General features: G+C 73.6%; 15 protein-coding genes, 2 tRNA genes and 1 riboswitch. Of the genes, 4 read left to right on the top strand and 13 right to left on the bottom strand.

Translation table 11 applies throughout. From position 1 onward, the window contains the following. Positions 1 to 526 precede the first annotated feature (526 nt). From F7Q99_RS11735 to F7Q99_RS11725, 3 genes are all read right to left on the bottom strand, one after another. Positions 527 to 1,099 carry a TetR/AcrR family transcriptional regulator gene (locus F7Q99_RS11735; protein ID WP_153461180.1) on the bottom strand — a complete coding sequence of 191 codons (573 nt, stop codon included), beginning with the start codon at positions 1,097 to 1,099 and terminating at the stop codon, positions 527 to 529. A gap of 38 nt (positions 1,100 to 1,137) precedes the next feature. After that, positions 1,138 to 1,965, bottom strand: coding sequence for an alpha/beta fold hydrolase (locus tag F7Q99_RS11730; protein ID WP_153461179.1), 828 nt, complete (start codon positions 1,963 to 1,965; stop codon positions 1,138 to 1,140). A gap of 122 nt (positions 1,966 to 2,087) precedes the next feature. Further along, positions 2,088 to 2,378 (bottom strand): YiaA/YiaB family inner membrane protein, encoded by a 291-nt coding sequence (locus F7Q99_RS11725; RefSeq protein ID WP_153461178.1) that lies wholly within the window; start codon positions 2,376 to 2,378, stop codon positions 2,088 to 2,090. A gap of 243 nt (positions 2,379 to 2,621) precedes the next feature. Then, positions 2,622 to 2,780, top strand: a riboswitch (cyclic di-AMP (ydaO/yuaA leader). A gap of 12 nt (positions 2,781 to 2,792) precedes the next feature. Between F7Q99_RS11725 and F7Q99_RS11720 the strand changes: the two genes are divergently transcribed. Further along, positions 2,793 to 3,638: a M23 family metallopeptidase gene (locus F7Q99_RS11720; protein WP_326846557.1), complete on the top strand. Its 846-nt coding sequence runs from the start codon at positions 2,793 to 2,795 to the stop codon at positions 3,636 to 3,638. A 76-nt stretch (positions 3,639 to 3,714) separates the two neighbouring features. Here the strand turns inward: F7Q99_RS11720 and F7Q99_RS11715 are convergent, their stop codons facing one another. Further along, the gene (locus tag F7Q99_RS11715; protein ID WP_153461177.1) at positions 3,715 to 4,599 is read right to left on the bottom strand and encodes a hypothetical protein; all 885 of its coding nucleotides are present in this window, start codon (positions 4,597 to 4,599) and stop codon (positions 3,715 to 3,717) included. 42 nt (positions 4,600 to 4,641) lie between these two features. On the opposite strand from F7Q99_RS11715, the gene F7Q99_RS11710 reads away from it, so the two are divergent. From F7Q99_RS11710 to F7Q99_RS11700, 3 genes are all read left to right on the top strand, one after another. Beyond that, positions 4,642 to 5,214, top strand: coding sequence for a GNAT family N-acetyltransferase (locus tag F7Q99_RS11710; protein ID WP_153461176.1), 573 nt, complete (start codon positions 4,642 to 4,644; stop codon positions 5,212 to 5,214). 156 nt (positions 5,215 to 5,370) lie between these two features. Beyond that, positions 5,371 to 6,111 carry a sensor domain-containing protein gene (locus tag F7Q99_RS11705; RefSeq protein ID WP_153461175.1) on the top strand — a complete coding sequence of 247 codons (741 nt, stop codon included), beginning with the start codon at positions 5,371 to 5,373 and terminating at the stop codon, positions 6,109 to 6,111. 82 nt (positions 6,112 to 6,193) lie between these two features. Further along, positions 6,194 to 6,988 carry a hypothetical protein gene (locus F7Q99_RS11700; protein WP_153461174.1) on the top strand — a complete coding sequence of 265 codons (795 nt, stop codon included), beginning with the start codon at positions 6,194 to 6,196 and terminating at the stop codon, positions 6,986 to 6,988. Here F7Q99_RS11700 and F7Q99_RS11695 read toward each other — a convergent pair. The 9 genes from F7Q99_RS11695 to F7Q99_RS11655 form a co-directional block, all read right to left on the bottom strand. Continuing rightward, complete coding sequence (locus tag F7Q99_RS11695; protein WP_153461173.1) at positions 6,985 to 8,088, bottom strand: hypothetical protein; 1,104 nt, start codon at positions 8,086 to 8,088, stop codon at positions 6,985 to 6,987. The two genes, F7Q99_RS11700 and F7Q99_RS11695, sit on opposite strands and share 4 nt — an antisense overlap. 490 nt (positions 8,089 to 8,578) lie before the next feature. Next, positions 8,579 to 9,370: a hypothetical protein gene (locus F7Q99_RS11690; RefSeq protein WP_153461172.1), complete on the bottom strand. Its 792-nt coding sequence runs from the start codon at positions 9,368 to 9,370 to the stop codon at positions 8,579 to 8,581. 212 nt (positions 9,371 to 9,582) lie between these two features. Next, positions 9,583 to 9,656: transfer RNA gene (locus tag F7Q99_RS11685), tRNA-Met, on the bottom strand. 50 nt (positions 9,657 to 9,706) lie between these two features. After that, the gene (locus tag F7Q99_RS11680) at positions 9,707 to 10,990 is read right to left on the bottom strand and encodes a PrsW family intramembrane metalloprotease (protein ID WP_153461171.1); all 1,284 of its coding nucleotides are present in this window, start codon (positions 10,988 to 10,990) and stop codon (positions 9,707 to 9,709) included. Between the two features lie 116 nt (positions 10,991 to 11,106). Beyond that, entirely contained in the window at positions 11,107 to 11,937 is an 831-nt protein-coding gene (trmB, locus tag F7Q99_RS11675) for a tRNA (guanosine(46)-N7)-methyltransferase TrmB (RefSeq protein ID WP_326846556.1), read from the bottom strand. Between the two features lie 91 nt (positions 11,938 to 12,028). After that, entirely contained in the window at positions 12,029 to 13,264 is a 1,236-nt protein-coding gene (lhgO, locus tag F7Q99_RS11670) for an L-2-hydroxyglutarate oxidase (protein WP_326846555.1), read from the bottom strand. A 384-nt stretch (positions 13,265 to 13,648) separates the two neighbouring features. Beyond that, the gene (locus F7Q99_RS11665; protein WP_153461170.1) at positions 13,649 to 15,226 is read right to left on the bottom strand and encodes a TROVE domain-containing protein; all 1,578 of its coding nucleotides are present in this window, start codon (positions 15,224 to 15,226) and stop codon (positions 13,649 to 13,651) included. Between the two features lie 428 nt (positions 15,227 to 15,654). Then, positions 15,655 to 15,716 (bottom strand) — tRNA-Ser (locus F7Q99_RS11660). A 73-nt stretch (positions 15,717 to 15,789) separates the two neighbouring features. Continuing rightward, positions 15,790 to 17,217: an MFS transporter gene (locus F7Q99_RS11655; protein ID WP_153461169.1), complete on the bottom strand. Its 1,428-nt coding sequence runs from the start codon at positions 17,215 to 17,217 to the stop codon at positions 15,790 to 15,792. Positions 17,218 to 17,737: the final 520 nt, after the last annotated feature.

The following is a 17,737-nucleotide window of genomic DNA, read 5'->3' as shown; positions in this document are numbered from 1 at the left end:
CGGTCATGACCACCAGCCAGCGCGGCCACACTAACCCCTCCACTCCCACCCTCCTCCTCCACACCCCCTCCCCCAGCCCCAGAAGCCGACATCTCCGACTCCCCGAACGCCCGTGGCCCTCGTGGCACCCGCAGAAACGTTTCCTCACTTCCACGCCCGAGGCATGCCGCCCGCCCCCGCACGAGAAGTCGACAGCTCCGACTTCCTGCGTCTGGCTCGCCCTCTTCTCCCCACGCCCATTGGCCCCAGTGGCGCCTCCCGCCCGCGCTTTCTCAGGAGCCAGCAGAAACGATTCCCCGGCCCTGGCATCTCCGGCCTGTCGCACCAGAAGTCGGCGGGGCCGACTTCTCGCGCTGGGCCGTGGCCCGGTCGACGATGCAGCCAGGCCCCGGGGCCGTTCGCCCCGAGCGACTTCGCCGGCGAGTCGCCCGTCCGACTTTCGTGCCGGCCGTTGGGCGGCGCTGGCACCCACTGTTCGAGGTGGCCTTCGGCGCAGGAAGTCGGCGGGGTCGACTTCCTGCGCGCCTCAGTTGGGTTTGGGCCAGGTGTGGAGGCCGCTGGTGAGGGTGGTGATGAGGCGGTCCTGGGTGGTGGTCAGGTCTTCGGCGAGTCGGAAGGCGCCGGCGATGGAGAGGGAGGCGAAGCCGTGGGCGAGGGAGCGGACGGTCCGCGCGGCGTGGATGGCCTCGGAGCCTTCGAGGCCGTACTCCCGCAGGACCGCGACGATCACCCCGACCAGCCGGGCCGCGGCCTGGCTGAGGTCGTCGTCGGGCTGCGGCGCCTGCGGGAGGGCGTTGTAGCGGTGCGGGTACTCGGTGGCGTACGCGTGGTAGGCGCGGAGGAGGGCGGTGACGGCGTCGTCCCCGCTGCGGCCGACGGCGGCGTCGGCGAGGCGGGCGCCCAGTTCCTCGGTGACCCGGACCGCTATGAGCCGTCGCAGTTCGGCGAGGCCGCCGCTGACGTGCTTGTACAGCGAGGGGGTGGCGACGCCCGCCCGGGCGGCGACGGCGGCGAGGGTGAGTCCGTCGGGGCCCTGCTCGTCGATGAGGGCGAGGGCGTGGTCGACGACCTGCTCGGGCGTCAGTCCGACTCGGGGCATGGTTCGGTCTCTCCGTGAGGTGTGGCGGCGGCCGGCGATCAGGCGGTTTCGGCGAGGAAGGCCAGCAGGGCGTCGGCGGTGGCCCGCGGGTTGTCGGCCATCGGGTAGTGCCCCGATCCCTCGATCATCACCTTCCGGGCGTTGAGCGCCGCGGCCTGCCGGTCGGCGACGGCCTCCGGCTTCGGGAAGTCGGGGTCCTTGCTCCCCATGACGACCAGCGCCGGGCACCGCACGGCGGCCGTCCAGCCGACCGGCGCGGCGTCGCCGCTGACGTGGCCGCGGGTGGCGGTCTTCCTGCCCGGGGTGCGCATCGCGGCGACCAGCCCGTTCACGTATGCGTCGAAGTCGGCGGGCCTGGCGCCCGGGTAGGCGAGCTTGCGCTGGTAGAAGCCCCAGAAGGCGGGCCAGTGGACGAGCATGGTGCCCATGACGCGGACGACGCCGCGCATGAGGGCGTTCTGCGGGGGGTTCTCGACGAAGGAGTCGAGCAGGACGATCCCGGCGACCCGCTCGGGGGCGTCTCCCGCGACCTTGACGACGGTCGCGCCGGTGTACGAGCTGCCGACCAGAACGGCGCGCTCGATGCCGAGGTGGTCGAGCAGTGCGAGGACGTCGGTGGCGATGGCGGCCGGGGTGTAGTCGTCCCAGACGATCGAGGACTCGCCGAAGCCGCGCAGGTCCATGGTGATGACGCGACGGCCGGCGGCGGTGAGCAGGGGGCGGAGGTGCCGGTACGCGGCCCGGGTGTCGAGCATCCCCGGGAGCAGGACGACGGGGGCGCCGTCGCCCTGCCGGGTGTCGTCGAAGGCCAGTCGGCCGCCGGGGACGTCGAGGAACTGGGTGCTCGGGGCGGGGGTGCCGTTCATGGTGGGCCTCCTCGGTCCGCTGCTGCGGGGCATCGGCGTTGCTGCCGATAGCCATAAAGCTAAGGCTAATAGCCTTAGCCGTCAAGGCCTCTCCTCGAGCGCCCTCAGGCCCCCGACCGCCCTCAGGCCCCCTCGACCTTGAACGGGTCGTGCTCGCTGAGCAGCTTCTCCAGCCGGGCCTGGTCCACCCGGGTGACGATCTCGTTGGACTCCTGCCGGTCGCGGATCACCTTGGCGAGCGTGAACGAGGAGGTGACGGTGTAGAGCAGGCCGAGCGCGAGGAATGCCCGGGTCCAGGCCCCGACCGGCAGGTAGGCGATTCCGACGGCGAGGGCGGTGCCGGACAGGGCGAAGGAGAGCACGGCCTGGACGTAGTACGCGGCCGTGGTGTGTGACTGCATCGGTGCGTTCATGGCGTCAGGATGGTGGCGGTCCGGCCGGCCGCACATGAGTAGAAGTACTCAGATGGCGGTTCGTTCGTTGACGTCCGATCACACTAGTGGTGTCAGGGGTGGTCAAGGGCGGCAAATCGGCCATAGAGTGCAAGCCGCCCGAGCTGTCACCGGCCGTCCCTGGCGGATGGCTTGGAATCAGGGGCTCCTAGGATTAACGTTTGATAACGCAGCGCGGTCGTCAACGCCGTATCCAGACGGCACCGTGCGCCGTCGCCTAATCCCGCCGGCCGGCCTCCGGGCAGGCCAGGGAGCCGGGGAACCACCTTCCCTGGGGTGAATCGGCAGGGCTCCGGCCCGGCCGTAGGAGACCTTCCTGCTCCGAACCCGTCAGCTAACCCGGTAGGCGCGAAGGAAGGAAAGGAGCGCGCCTCCGTGGCGTCGACGCACACCCCGGCACACCCCGCCGGCCCCGCAGCCGGTACCCAGCTCCTGGATCAACCCCGCCCGGCCGAAAGCGAGTTCGCCGGCCCGGAGGCCGAGGTCAACCGGCACCGGATGCCGCGTCAGACCCGCGGCACCGCCCCGCTGCTCGGCGTCACCGCCGTCGCCGCCACCCTGGGCGCCACCGGCTTCACCTCCGCCACCCCGGCCGCCGCGCCCGCCATCGAGGCCCCGGACGAGACCCCGGTCGGCCTCTCCGCCGACCCCGGCCTCGCGCTCGCCGCCCGCATCCAGCAGCAGGCCGACAGCCAGCGCACCGCCGCCGAGGAGAGCGCCCGCGTGCAGGCCGCGCAGGAGGCGGAGGCCAAGGCCGCCGCCAAGGGGGCCGAGGCCAGGAAGGCCGCCGCCGAGGAGGCCGACAAGGCCGAGAAGGCCAAGGCCGCCGCCCTCACCCTGCCGGTGCGCGACTACAACCTCTCCGCCCATTACGGCCAGAGCGCCCGCTACTGGGCCCACCTGCACACCGGCCTGGACTTCGCCGCCGACACCGGCACCGCGGTCCTCGCGGTCGGCCAGGGCACCATCACCTCGGCCGGCTGGGCCGGTTCGTACGGCTACCGGATCGTCGAGACGCTGCCCGACGGCACCGAGATCTGGTACTGCCACCTCTCCTCGATCATCAAGGGCACCGGCCAGGTCGCCTCCGGCCAGCAGATCGGCAAGGTCGGCGCCACCGGCAACGTCACCGGCCCGCACCTGCACCTGGAGGTCCGCCCGGGCGGCGGCGCCCCGGTCGACCCGGAGACCTGGCTCCAGCAGCACGGCCTCAACCCCTGACGCACCCCCTGACACACCGCAAGAGGCCCTGACGCATCCCGAGAGGCCCCGGCCACCAGGCCGGGGCCTGCTCGCGTCACTCCTCCGCGGGCCCCTCCGGGAGCTGCGCCAGGTACGCGTCGATCTCCGCCTGCCCCGGCTCGGGCGCGAGCTCCGGGAACTCCGCCACCAGCAACCGCGGCAGCCCGGGCACCGTCCACTCGCCGTACAGCGCGAGCGCCTCCTCCGCCGCCGCCTCCTCGAACTCCCCAAAGTCACCGGCCAGTTCGTCCGGCATCGGCCGACCCAGCGCGGTCAGCTCGGCCAGGTTGCGGTAGCTGCGCCGCATCAGGCCCTGCTCCAGCAGCAGCCGCGCGCCGTCCGTGGCCATGCCGACCGAGAGCACCCGGGCCGGGCCCCAGCCCTGCTCGTCCGGGTCGTCCAGCCACCCGGCCGGCACCAGCGCGGCGAACGCGGCCAGCCGTTCCTCCTCCGCCAGCTCCCGGAAACCGGCCAGCCAGTCCCGCACCGCCGCCTCGTCCGCGACGTCCACCCCGTGCGCGTGCAGCAGCAGCGCGTACAGCCGGGGCCAGGTCACCAGGTCGGCCCGGCGCAGCAGCCCCGCCGCGACCTCGCCCTGCCACTCGGCCTCGGCGTGCAGCCGCTGCTGGCGCTTGGCGTTGAGCCGCTTGGCCGCGCGCTGGTGGTCGATCAGCAGGCGCACGGCCGCGCCGTACGCCAGCGGGTCCTCGTCCGGGGCGGGCTGGACGTACAGGTAGAGCCGCTCGTACAGGAGGTGCTCCACCGCGTCGGAGGTCAGCTCGGGCCAGCCGTCGTGCATCCTGCCCTCGCCCAGCTCCAGCAGCGCCAGCACCGCGCGCAGCGGCGCCTCGGCCACCGGGGTGCGGCCCTCCGCCGCCGCCCAGGCGAGCAGGTCGGCGGCCTTGGTGCGCGGGGCGAGCCGCAGGTCGTCGTCGTTCATAGCCCGAACGGTAACCGCTGGCCGGGGGTAGGGTCGGCAACCATGGTCCCCGTACGACTCGTCGGCCCCAGGCTGGCCATCCGCGAGTACCACCACACCCCGGGCGACGTGGACGCGCTGCACGCGCTGTTCGGCGACCCGGAGGTCACCCGGTACCTCCCCTTCGGACCGCGCGACCGCGAGACCTGCGCGGACCAGATCGCCCTCTACCTGGAGGAGGCCATGGCGGAGGAGCGGGACACCTACCGGCTCGCCGTCATCCGGCGCGCCGACGCCGACGATCCGGCGGACGCCGCCCCGGTCGCCCACGCCTCCCTCACCCTCGGCGCGTACCGGTCCGCCACCCTCGGGTACGTGCTGTGCCGCGACGTCTGGGGTCTCGGCTACGCGGGCGAGATCGTCGCGCTGCTGTGCGACCTCGCCTTCGGCTCCCTCGGCGTGCACCGGCTGGCCGCCCGGGTGGACGTCGACAACGCGGCCTCCGCCAGGGTGCTCACCAAGCGGGGATTCCGGCTGGAGGGGCGGATCCGGCACGACCTCCTCAAGGACGGCGTCTGGTCCGACTCGTACCTGTACTCGCTGCTCGCCGACGAGTGGCCGCAGACGGGTCGTTGAGCCCGGGAGGTAGTCGACCCCGGTTGGGCCGTCGATCCCGGGAGGGGGTTAACCCCACCCCCGATCCGCCAGGCCTCCGGATACTGCCCGACCCGCTGCCCGACGAGACTGAAGAAGTCAGCAACTGGGAACGGACACCAGACAGGGGCCGGGTACATGAGCAGCAGCCGAACCATGCAGGACCTCGCGCAGGACGTCCTCGGCGGCCACGGCGACGGCCTCAGCACCGCCCGGGTCCGCCGGTCGGAGGAGCCGCCGCCGTTCTGGCGGGCGCCGTTCTCCGCGCACCACTACCGCGAGGTCGGCTATGTGCTCACGGGCCTGCCGGTGGCGGTCGTCGGCTTCTCCGTCGCGATCACGCTCTTCTCGCTGGGCCTCGGCACCTTCGTCACCGTGCTCGGCCTGCCCGTGCTGGCCGGGCTGACGGCCGCCGCCCGCGGCTTCGGCCGGCTGGAGCGGGCCCGTGTCCGGAGCATGCTGGCCCTGGACGTGCCCGGCCCCGCGCCGGTGCGGCAGGTCCGGCCGGGCACCTGGGGTGCGATCACCGCGCGGATGGCGGACGCGGCCGGGTGGAAGGCCGTGCTGTACCAGGTGCTGATGTTCCCGTGGGCGGTGCTCGGCTTCGTGCTGACCGTCGTGTTCCAGCTGCTCGGTTGGGCGATGCTGCTCTACCCGCTGTACCACTGGGTCTTCCCGACGTACGTCTCCTGGCCCGGCTACCGCGTGTTCGACTACTGGGACAGCGGGAACGTGGAGCACGTCTACTACATCCAGGGCACCGGGCAGATCGCCGCGTTGTCGGTGGCCGGCCTGCTGATCGTCCTGCTCGGTGCGCAGCTGGTCCGCGGCCTGACCAACGTCAACCGGGCGGCCGCCCAGGGCCTGCTCGGCCGCTGAACCCGGCGTACGGCGACGGCCCCGCCCCTGCTCCGGACCCGGTCCGGATGCGGGCGGGGCCGGCCCGTGTTCGGATGGCCAGGTGGCCGACGACACCCTCGCCGTGGAACCGGGCCTCCTGGTCACCTCCCGCCCGCTGGACGAGTACTGCGGGCTCTTCGGCCTCACCCGCGCCGCGCTCGCCGCCCTGCCCGGCCCGGTGCTCGACTGCCCGGGCGGCGCGGCCGGGCTGCCCGCCGAGGCCCGCACGCTCGGCTGCCACGTGATCGCCGCCGACCCGGCCTACGCCCTGCCTCCGTCCGAGGTCGCCGCCCAAGCACGGGCCGCCCGGGCGGTGATGGCCTCCGCGATGGCCGCCCGCCCCGAGTTGTACCCGCCCGCCCGGCGCCGCCCGTACGACCGCTACCTGCGCAGCTGGGACCGCGCCCGTCGGCTGTACACCGCCGACTCGGCCGCCCACCCCGAGCAGTACGTGGCCGCCGCGTTGCCCCGGCTGCCGTTCGCGGACGGGGCGTTCGCCCTCACCCTGAGCGGCTACCTGCTCTTCGCCTATCCCGAACGCTTCGGCCCGCGGCGGCAGTTGGAGGCCCTGGTGGAGCTGGTCCGGGTGACCGCCGCGGACGGCGAGGTGCGCGTCCACCCGCTGCACGACGGCCACGGCCGCGGCTGCGGCCACCTCGACTCCCTGCGGTATGCGCTCGGGGAGCACCGCATCGCCAGCGAGATCCGCCGGTTCCCCCGGGCCGAGGACGGCCGCACCCGTCGCGTCCTGCTACTGCGGGCCGCGGACCGCCGCCGTCGGGCCGCGTGCCCCGACACCATCCCCGTGCGGGCCAAGACCCGCTGGGATCAGCCCGAACTGCGCTTCACGGTCTAGGATTTCTGACCCGGAGCCGGAACGGCGGGTTCTTGTTGCTGCTGCGGAAGGAACGGCGTCGCCTCCAGCCGGGAGAGGATCTTCTCCGCCAGCCAACTCCGGTCCGAGCCGTACGGAATCCCGTCCGGCAGCACCAACTGCCCCGCCACCGCGTCCCGCAGTCGCTGCGCCTGGGCGGCGGGCAGCCGGGAGAGCAGCCCGCGGGCGGCCAGCAGCGCGTGGTACTGCTCGAAGCCCGAACGCGGATGCTCGATCGCGTCCAGCACGCTCGGCAGGTCCGCCAGTGCCGGATCGCCCTGCATCAGCGCGAGCGCCTGGATCCGCCGGCCCTGCGACCCGTCCGCGTACAGGTCCCGCACCTGCTCGGCGGTGAGTGCCGAGCGGCGCGCGGTCGACCGCACCTCGGCCACCACGCTCTCCGGTCCCGACGGCGCGGACGACGACGAGGGCGGCAGCTGCCCGGCCAGCATGGCCGGGTGGTCGGCGCTGCCGCCCAGCAGCCCGAGCTGTTGCATCGCGCGCACCCGTAGGTCGTCCGCGCCGACCTTGTCGCCGCGCCGGTCGCGGTCCTGCCCGGCCAGGAAGAGGTCCAGCGCGTGGTCCGCGTCGGTCAGCGCCTGCGGCAACGCGAGCCTCGTCACCAGCCAGCCCGCCAGGAAGCCGAGGACCAGGAAGTACAGCACCAGTGCCGCCGAGAACGGCACCGCCGCGTCCTCCCCGCCCAGCACGGGCGCCAGCGCCGTCCCGAGCTCGTGCAGCCGCTCGCCGAGCGAGCCGAGCTGGGTCAGCCCGACCCCGAGCAGCACCTTGGTCAGCCAGTCCGACACCTGCTCCAGGTTGGTGTTCGGCGCGTACGAGCCCTGCGGCTCGCCGGAGCCGCCGCGCACCCGCGGCACTCCGAACAGGAAGCCGAGCGCACCGCCCAGCACCGTCGAAGCCCCGGCGACCACCAGCCCGCCGCCCAGCGCCTGCCAGGCCTGGGCCCGGCCGAGCGCGAACAGCACCAGGCCGAGCAGCCCTGTCCCGAGCAGGATCCCGGCCGCGATCCGCTGCGCCGTCCGCAGGGCCGCCGTGCCGACCTGCCGCCGCGCCTTCACCATCGCCTGACCCCCTGTGTCCGTGCCGTTCCGCTCCGGAACCCCGGCCGACTCTAGCGCTGCGGCCCCACCACGTGAACGCCCCGGGCACGCCCTGGCCACGTCGAAGGCGCCGCGAGGAAGGCACTGCGAGAAAGAAGGCACTGCGGATAAGACGCCATGGAAAGGTGCCATGGAAAGGCGTCGTGGAAAGGCATCGCGGAAAGGCGATGGAAAAGCAGACAGCCCGCGGGCTGCTCCTCCGCGCCGGCCCGTGCACTGGCCTGGCGCCGAGGCACCGGGGATGTACCGGTGAGCCCGCGGGCTGGGTGACTGCTGTGGATTTCGCCTGCCGGAGGCCTCAGGGCCCCACCCTGCGCAGGCAGGGGCGGCTCTAGCGAGCAGCCACCTCACGCATCCTGATGGTACTCAACTCAGGATCACCTCCTTTCAGTGTGCGGCCACCTTAGGCAGCCCATCCGAAGAAGGGCAACGTGTTTTTCGGGGCGAGTGCTCAGGCGGTCTTGATCTGGTCCTTGAACTTGGCGAAGTCGATCGTGTTGTCGGCCGGCGGTGCCTGCACGGTGATCGGCTTGTCGTAGTCCGTGAGGTCCACCTTGCCGGTGCCGGACTTGGCCGAGGTCTTCTCGATCCGCATCGGGTAGGGCTTGCCCTCGGTCGCGACGTGGATCACGGACTGCCCGCCCTTGTCGTTGGTCGCCTTGATGCCGAAGGTCTTCACTCCGTTGACGTCGCCGGCCGAGCCCTTCTCCAGCTTGCTGTTGGCCCCGCCCTCGACGAAGTTCTTGGTGAGCGCGGCGAGGTCGCAGGCGGAGGCGAGCGACTGCATCTTCGGGTCGCTGTCGAAGCCGGTCAGGTAGCGGCCCTTGAAGAGCTCGGTGGCCTTGGCGCCCGCCTCCGGGCCGAAGATGGCGGTCCAGAACTTGGCCTCGGGCTTCAGGTAGGAGGTCTTGCCGTCGCTGATGATCTCGACCTTGCCCACCGCCGGGTTGGTCACGGTGCCGGTGCACTGCTTCTTGGTGTCCATCGCCAGGTCGAACTCCATCGCGCCGTCGTCGGCGGCGACGGTGCCCTTCAGCTTGACGGAGGTCGCGGAGGCCAGCGCGTCCTTGGTCTGTTTCTGGATGTCCTGCGCGCTCAGTTTGTCGGTGTCCAGCTTCGTCGCCGCAGCCGAGGAGGCCGCGGCCGTGTCATTGCCCGTGTCCTTGTTGTCGCCGCATGCGGTGGCGCCCCCTGCGAGGAGCAGGCAGATCGCAGCGGAGCCGGCAAGGCGCTTGGAGAGCATGAGGGTTCCTATCCCGGGCCCGATGTTCCGAGCCCGAACGGGTGACTTTCCCTCAGTATCGGTTCGGCCGCGGACCCCGGATCTTGGAATCCGGTCCTGTTACACGCCTGTTTCACGGCCGAGCACTACTCAGCCGCCCACCGCGCCCGCGCCGCGTCCGGCAAACGCGTAAGGCCCGGAGGACGGATCCTCCGGGCCTTACGGCTACTGAGTAGCGGGGACAGGATTTGAACCTGCGACCTCTGGGTTATGAGCCCAGCGAGCTACCGAGCTGCTCCACCCCGCGTCGGTGAACACAACAATACGTGGAAGTCGCCCGGATGGGAAATCCGTTCTTCACCGGGCCTCGGGCGAGCGACCTCCGCGCCGGGCGGCATGCCGAGTGGTCCGGGATCTGGCCCAGGCGGCGAAGCCGACCAGCGCGCCGAAGCAGGGCACCATCAGCACCGCGTACACCAGCAGGAAACCGTGGGTGCCGAGATCTGCGGCGGCGTTCCAGGTGCCGTGCAGGGTCATAGCCAGCAGCAGCCCGACCGGGGCGGCGAGGCGGGCCAGCCAGCGGCGGCCGGTGGTGAGGGCGACGGCCAGGCCCAGGCCCGTCAGGGCGGTGAAGAGCGGGTGGGCGAAGGGGGAGAGCAGACCGCGCAGGACGAAGGTCTGGACGGTGCTGTCGAAGTCGCGCAGGCTGGGCGGCTCGCCGAGGCCGATGCTGTCCAGCCGCTGCTGCTGGTCGTTGGTGAAGGCCCGGCCCAGGTAGAGGGCGTTCTCGGTGAAGGCGAAGCCGCAGGCGGCCATCCCACCGAGCACCACCCCGGCGGCCAGGGTGCGCGGCCGGGAGCGGGGGTGCGGGCGGTCGCCGGACGGCGGAGCGGGGCTCAGGTACGGCAGCGGGCGCAGGTAGGGGCGCAGCCGCAGCCGTCCCCGGGCGTGCGGACCGGCGGGCCGGCGCGCGTACGGCCGGGGGCGCCGGGGGCTCGGCAGGCGGCGCAGGACCGGCGCGCAGGGGCGCCCGTCCCGGAGACCGCGACATCGGAGCCGCTGCCCGAGTGGTAGCAGGAGGACGAGCAGGGCGGTGCCCTTGGCGGTCTCCTCGATGATCGGGGTGATGATGCCGGCGCCCAGCAGTTCGCTGAGCGGGCCCCGGTGGGCGGTGAGGTGGCTGCTGGTCCAGTTGTTGGCGAGGATCGCCACGGTGGTCGCCGCGAAGGCGCCCCAGCCGAGACAGAACACGGTGTGCCGCAGCGGCACCCGGGCGGTCAGGTTGAGCCAGGCGAGGCCGCCGAGCACGAACGGCAGCGGCACCATGGCCAGGCCGAGGCCGACCAGCAGCCCGGTGGTGCCGGTCTGCCGCCGGACCAGGTGCAGGATCAGGACCCCGCAGCCGGCCAGGGTCAGGACGGCGGTCGCGGTGACGGAGGAGATCGCCAGCGAGCGGATGCGCCGGGGGAGGGCGGCGGATGGAGCGGCCGGGGTGGATCCGCGCGGCCAGGGCAGGAGCCGGTGGGCCCGGCGCCTCCGTGGCCCCGGGATGGTCCGGGTGCCTCCGGTGCGCAGGGCCGCCTCCGGTGCGTCAGCGGCGGCCTGGACGGTGGCCTGGAACCCGCCGGACGGGCTGCTCACCCGGCACAGGGTAGGCCACCGCACGGGCCCGTCGGGAGGACTCGGGACGTATCGTCCACGCCGCGTCGGGCCCGTCGATCACCTGGAAATGGGCCGTTCGAATGGCCTTCGAGAGCTCAGCGGCGACGGAACAGCAGGTCGTGGACGACGTGGCCCTTGGCGATCCCGGCCCGTTCGAACTTGGTGACGGGCCGCCACTCGGGCCGCGGCGCGTACCCGGGGATGCTGCCGTCCGGGTGGTCCGCGGGCTCCAGCCAGCCGCTCCCGTCACCCTCGGGGTGCAGGTTCTCCAGCTCCGGCGAGGCGGAGAGCACGGCCAGCATCTGCTCGGCGTACGGCTCCCAGTCGGTGGCGCAGTGCACCAGGGCGCCGGGGGCGAGGCGCGGCAGGACGAGGTCGAGGAAGGACGGCTGGACCAGCCGGCGCTTGTGGTGCTTGGGCTTGGGCCACGGGTCGGCGAAGTAGACCCGCAGTCCGGCCAGCGAGGCGTCCGGCAGCATGTCGCGCAGCAGGATGACGGCGTCGCCGGCGGCCAGCCGAACGTTCTCGGAGCCGTCGCGCTCCAGCAGGCCGAGCAGGTTGCCGTGGCCGGGGGTGTGGACGTCGGCGGCGAGGATGCCCGTCGCCGGGTCGGCGGCGGCCATCGCGGCGGTGGTCTCGCCCATGCCGAAGCCGATCTCCAGCGTGACCGGCAGTTCACCGAACAGCTCGCGCAGGTCGAGCGGGCTGCCGTCGATCGGTATGCCGTAGGTCTCCCAGCTCCGGTCCAGGGCGCCCGCCTGGGCGTTGGTCATCCGGCCCCGGCGCGGCTGGAAGCTGCGGATGCGCCGCTCGCGGTGCTGGGCCTCGGTCGCCTTGTGCGGGTACATCGGCGCGGGGTAGCCGGCCGGCGCGGCGGACAGGCGGGCGGACGGCGATTGCTGAGGAATGGGGGCGGTGGCAGTCACAATCCCCCGAGTCTACGGCGCCGGGTACCCCCACCCGGCCGAGCGCCGGGGGAGCGCCGTGACCGGGCCCATCACGGGGCTCGTTCGGGACTCATCCGCCGGCCTCCAGCGCGGCCAGCGCCCGGCGGGCCACCTCCCGGCCGATCGGCAGCGAGGCCGTCGCGGCGGGGGAGGGGGCGTTCAGGACGTGCACCAGGCGGCGGGGGGAGCGCGGGTCGTCCGGGTCGAAGCCGGCGAAGGCGAAGTCGTCCAGGAGCGAGCCGTCCCGGGCGACGGCCTGCGCCCGCACCCCGGCGGCGGCCGGCACCAGGTCGTCGGCGGTCACGGCGGGCAGCAGCCGCCGGACGGCCGTGGTGAAGGCCCGCTTGGACAGTGAGCGGTGCAGCTCGCCGACCTCCTGGCGCCAGTGCCGCCGGGCGATCCGCCAGGTGCCCGGGAAGGCGAGCGTTCCGGCCAGGTCGCGCGGGTCGACGGTCCGCCAGCCGTACCCCTCGCGGGCCAGCGCGGGCACCGCGTTCGGGCCGACGTGCACGTCCCCGTGGATGCCCCGGGTGAGGTGCACGCCGAGGAAGGGGAACGCCGGGTCGGGCACCGGGTAGACCAGGCCGCGCACCAACTCCCGGCGTTCCTTGGCAAGTTCGTAGTACTCGCCGCGGAACGGCACGATCCGCACCCCCGGGTCGTCCCCGGCCAGCCGGGCGATCCGGTCGCTGTGCAGCCCGGCGCAGTTCACCAGCACCCGGCAGCGCAGCTCTCCGGTGGAGGTCCGCACCGTCACCCCGTCCGCCCGCCGGGCCACCGCCCGGAGCTCGCAGCCCGTCCGCAGCTCCGCGCCGGCCTCCCGGGCCAGCCGGGCGTACGTGGTCGCGACGGCCGGGAAGTCGCAGATGCCGGTGGTGCCGACGTGCAGCCCGGCGAGACCGCGGACCTCCGGCTCGTGGCACGCGATCCCGGCCCGGTCCAGCTCGGCGACCGGGATGCCGTTCGCCCGGCCGCGCTCGGCCAGCGCCGCCAGCCGGGGCAGCTCGGCGTCGTCGGTGGCCACGATCAGCTTGCCGGTCACCTCGTACGGGATGCCGTGCTCGCGGCAGAACGCCACCAGCTCGGCGGCGCCCGCCACGGCGAAACGGGCCTTGTACGAGCCGGGCCGGTAGTAGACGCCGCTGTGGATCACCCCGCTGTTGCGTCCGGTCTGGTGGGCGGCGAAGCCGGGCTCCTTCTCCAGCACCGCGAGCCGCAGCCCGGGCCTGGCCCTGGTCAGCGCGTACGCCGTGGCCAGCCCGACGATCCCGCCGCCCACCACCAGCACGTCGAAGTCGTACGCCACCGCCCACTCCTCGCAGTCCGCCCCGCCCCCGCCTGCCGCCGATGCTGCCACGGCACGCACCGGGGGTCGAGGCCGCGCAGAGCGGTTGTCGCGCCTCGCGCGTCGGTCGGCCCGTCAAGGCTCCACCGCGCGAGCGCTGCTCGCCTCTCTCCGGTCGGCCGCGGCGGTACGCGGGCCGGGCACGCCGAAGTGGGCGGCAGTGTGTGCCGCCCACCTCGTACGACGGCATGGTGGCGCGCCGGGCCCCCGACCCTGCGCGCCACCGCCGTCCCCCCGCCTGGCAGCGGCGGTGACACGTTGGCCCCCCGCCCGCGCGCCACCGCCGGCCCCCCGCCAGGCCGTGTCCTGGTGCGCAGGGCCTCCGACCCCACGCACCGTCGACTGCTACACCTCCCAGGGCCAGTCGGCGCTGGTCCCGGCCTCCAGGAGCGGGATCAGGCGGAAGGCGGCGTCGCTGAGGCCGCCGAAGCTGTGCCGGTGGGCGCCGCCGCTGGGGCCGTGGCCGGTGGCGTAGCCGGCCAGGTTCCAGGTGTAGACGGGCACGTGCGCCGGGACGGCGGCCAGTGGGTCGCCGCCCCAGCGCCCGGGGCCGGTCTGCTCGTCGGTGACGATGACCACCCGGTCGTGGCCGCGGTAGTGCGCCCGGACGGCGTCGGCGGTGTTGGTGCCGCCAAGGCTGGTGAAGCGCTCCAGCACCCGCAGCACCGCCTCGCCGCGGCCGACCTCGACCACCCGGCTCGTGGTGCCGAACTCGACCAGGTCCGCCTCGGCCGCCCGGATCTTCAGCGCGGTGCCGAAGATCGCCGCCGAGTCGGCCCGGTTGAGCTGGGTCGGGCCGCCTGAGCGGTCGAACATCGAGCCGGAGCGGTCCACCAGGATCAGCGTCCGGCCGGGCAGCTCGGGCACGTTGGCGAGCGAGTGGCCGAGCGCGGTCTCCAGGGCATGCCCCCAGCGCAGCGAGGGCGCGTGCCGGTGCGCGGCCAGGTAGCGGAACGGGAACTGGCGTGAGCGCCGCACCTCGTCCGGGTCGGCGATCCGCCGGGCCACCTCGGCCGCGACGACGTCCGACACCCCGGCCTGGTCGAAGTTGCGCAGGTTCCGCACCAGCGCCATCGGGCCCATCGACGGGATGACGGCCTCCCAGACCGGCGCGTCCAGCGGACCCTGCAGCCAGCCGGCCAGCGCCTCCCAGGTCAGCCCGGCGGCGGCCAGCCGCTCGGTGCCGTCCTTTGCGGTGACGGCCGCCCGGCGCTCGCCGACCGGCAGCGCGAGCAGCTCGCGGTTGGCGGTCAGCAGCCGGTCGGTCGCCGGCGGGACGGCCTCCTCCGGCCGGTGCCGGCGGTCCAGCGCGTACGCGAACAGTGCGCCCTGCCACGGCTTCTCCGGGTCCGGCGAGGGGTGCGTCAGCTCCAGGACGTCGCCGAAGCGGTAGCCCTTTCCGGCGGTGTCGTACTTGAGCAGCGAGCGGGCGTTGTAGAGGCGGCGGGCGGCGTCCGCGACGCCGCGCTTGAGCGGCTTGGGCAGGGCCCGGCCGTAGCGCGAGGTCCAGTACGCGAGCAGCTCGCCGGGCTCGTCGGCCCGCTGCAGCACCGCGTCGACGGCTTGCCGGGAGAAGCCGTGGGCGCCCGCGTCCAGCCGGGCGCGGGTGAACTCGGCGGCGCCGACCAGCGCGGCGGTGCGCATGTGCGCGCCGTGGCGCAGCCAGCGCAGCAGCCCGAGGGTCCACTCCGGATCGGCGACTGCGAGTTCGCGCACCAGCGCGGTGTAGCGGTCGTCGCGGTCGCCGCCGCGCTCGTAGAAGGTGTCCTGGCCGACCATGTTGGCGATCGCGAGGAGGAAGAGCTCGGACTTGCGGTCCCGGACGAAGCCGGGGCCGCCGTTGTGGTTGGTGGTCCGCCGGCCGGTGGTGGACACGGGCGAGGCCGGTGCGGCCTTGGCCTTGCGGACGTTGAATCGAGACATGGCGAAGCCCCCCTGGCCTGCTGGTGGAACATGAAGCGGGAGGGAGGCACGTCGGAGGAAGGGGTGCCCGAGATCATGCCGGCCTGACGGCCGACGTCGGCGGAGGTTTGTATGCCTTGTGCTCTTCCGAATTGAGCTACCGGCCGCACTCACGTACGGCCGCCCGGGACTTGAACCCGGAACCGCAAGATCCGAAGTAACCCCCGCCTGCGCACCGGGCACTCCGAAGCGCTCTGCCTCCCGAGATCAAAGTCGGCCGCGGTCGATGGAAACTCAGCTTCACCGCGCCTCGCTGGAGGCACTCCACAGAAGTAACCGCTGCCGTCGCACCGGGAGGTGCGGAATTCTATTCACGTGTAGGTGTCCAGAGGTCGAAGGCGGCTGAGGTGACATAGCTGCTCTACCGACTGAGCTACACCGGCACGGAGTACCGGCGGCGGGACTCGAACCCGCGACACGCCCATTAAGAGTGGAAGTAACCTCTGCCTGCGCACCTGGACGAGAGAGACCTTAGCCAGGCCCCTCTCGCAGGTGCATCCCATTTATCGTCGGGTCCCGCGCCGTCACGCCGGCGCGACGATCACCGCACGCGCCCTTTCCGTCAACTCCCGTACCCGGCGCTCGCTCTGGTACGGCTCCAGGCGGCGCAGCATCTCGACCACGTACTCGCGGCTGCGCTGGGAGGAGATCCGGCCGGCCACCTCGACGGCGCGTTCGCCGGCGGCGACCGCGGCGTCCAGGTTGCCCGCCTCGGCCTCGGCCATCGCCGAGACCACCAGCCGCAGGCCGTGCGAGCGGACGAAGCCCTCGGTGGGCTTGGCCAGCGCCTCGCGGGTGAACTGCCGGACCTTGGAGGGCACTCCGAGGTCGCGGAAGCACTCGGCGGCGTCGGCGGCGAGCCGGTCGTAGGCGTAGAAGTCGATCCACGCCGGATCGGGATCCCCGGCGCGCGATCGTTCGAGTGCGCTCTCCGCCGCGCCGAGCGCCGTCGCGGACGCCGCGGCGTTGCGGGCCTTGGCCTGGGCCCGTGCCTCCACCAGGTGGAAGAAGCTCATCGTCCGCGCGGTGGCGAGGCCCCGGTTGCGCTCCAGGGCGGCCTGGGCGAGGTCGACCGCCTCCTCCGCGAAGCCCCGGTAGCCGGCCTGCAGGCTCATCGAGGCGAGCACGTAGCCCCCGAGCGGCACGTCGGCGGCGGCCCGGGCAAGCCGCAGGGCCTGGATGTAGTAGCGCTGGGCGGCCTCGTGCTGCCCGGTGTCGAAGGCCATCCACCCGGCCAGCCTGGTGAGTTCGGCGGTCGCGCCGAACAGCGCCCGGCCGACGGCGTCACTGTACGAGGCGAGCAGCAGCGGTGCGGCCTCCACCCGCAGGCACTCCGGCACCATGGACGAACGCCAGTCCCCGCCGCCGTACTTGGAGTCCCAGCGGCGCGCCTCCTGGGCCGCCTCGCGGAGTTTGGCGGCGTCCGAGTGGCCGACCCGGTAGGAGGTCGTCTCGCTGGCGGCGCGCGATGCCTCGCGGGCCACCGAGCCGTCCGCCGGCGTGATCAGCCAGCGGGAGACGGGCGTCGCGTAGGCGGCGACCGAGAAGGTGCCGGCCAGACTGTCGCTCCAGCGCCCGCCGCCCTGGCCGCGGCGCAGGTCGAGGTCGACCCGCCAGAGGTCGGTGGCCGAGCGGACCGCCTCGGCGACGTCGCGCGGGAAGGCCAGACCGAGTTCGGGCGCCGGGTCGGTGTCGCCGAGGCCGATCTCCTCCAGCGGGACGGGCCGGCCGAGCTTGCCGCCGATGGCGGTGGCGATCAGGTGCGGGACCGGCCCCTGCGGGACCATGCCCTTGCCGACCCAGCGCGCCACCGAGGTCTTGTCGTAGCGCAGCGTCAGCCCGCGCTGGGCGCCGAGGTCGTTGACCCGGCGGGCCAGCCCCGCGTTGCTGATCTGGGCGAGATTCAGGAGCGTGCCGAGCCGTTCGTTCGGTCCACGTGGGCTGACGGTCATGGTGGCGGCGGCACCTCCTGCGGCCTTGTGCGCGGGGCCCGGGCGGCACCGGGCCGTAGCTGCTGTACCTAGAGTAGTCGGACGCGTTCCGACGGTTAAGAGGCCCCATTCCGGATGGCGGGATCGCGCGCCCGGCGGCCCGGCCCGGGGTGGTTCGCGGGGCTTGGTCCGGACCGCCCGGAACGCGTCGGGGATGCCGCGCGCCGGAGCGTCGTGCTCCGGTCCCGTGTCCATGTGCGCCCGGCCGTGCCCCCTGGCCCGACCGGCTGCTCGGCGATTCGCTGGTGGTCGTGGGTCGGCCCGCCGTCGAGGACCCGGCGGGCCGGGGGATGCCGCCGCCTCAATCCCCGCGGGCGGCGGCGACGTCCGGGAGGGCATGCGGATGCCCTCCCGGGCCGAGCGACGCCTTTCGGCCATCTCGCGATGCCCATGCCAAAGGCGTCCTCGCGGGCGGTCCGGGCCGAGGAGGGGGAGGCCCGGCCCGCCGGCGGCAGACCGCACGCGACGGGCCCACCGAACG

It is taken from the genome of Streptomyces kaniharaensis (assembly GCF_009569385.1).
In the GTDB taxonomy this organism is placed as follows: domain Bacteria; phylum Actinomycetota; class Actinomycetes; order Streptomycetales; family Streptomycetaceae; genus Kitasatospora; species Kitasatospora kaniharaensis.
This window is presented reverse-complemented; position numbering and strand designations above follow the sequence as displayed.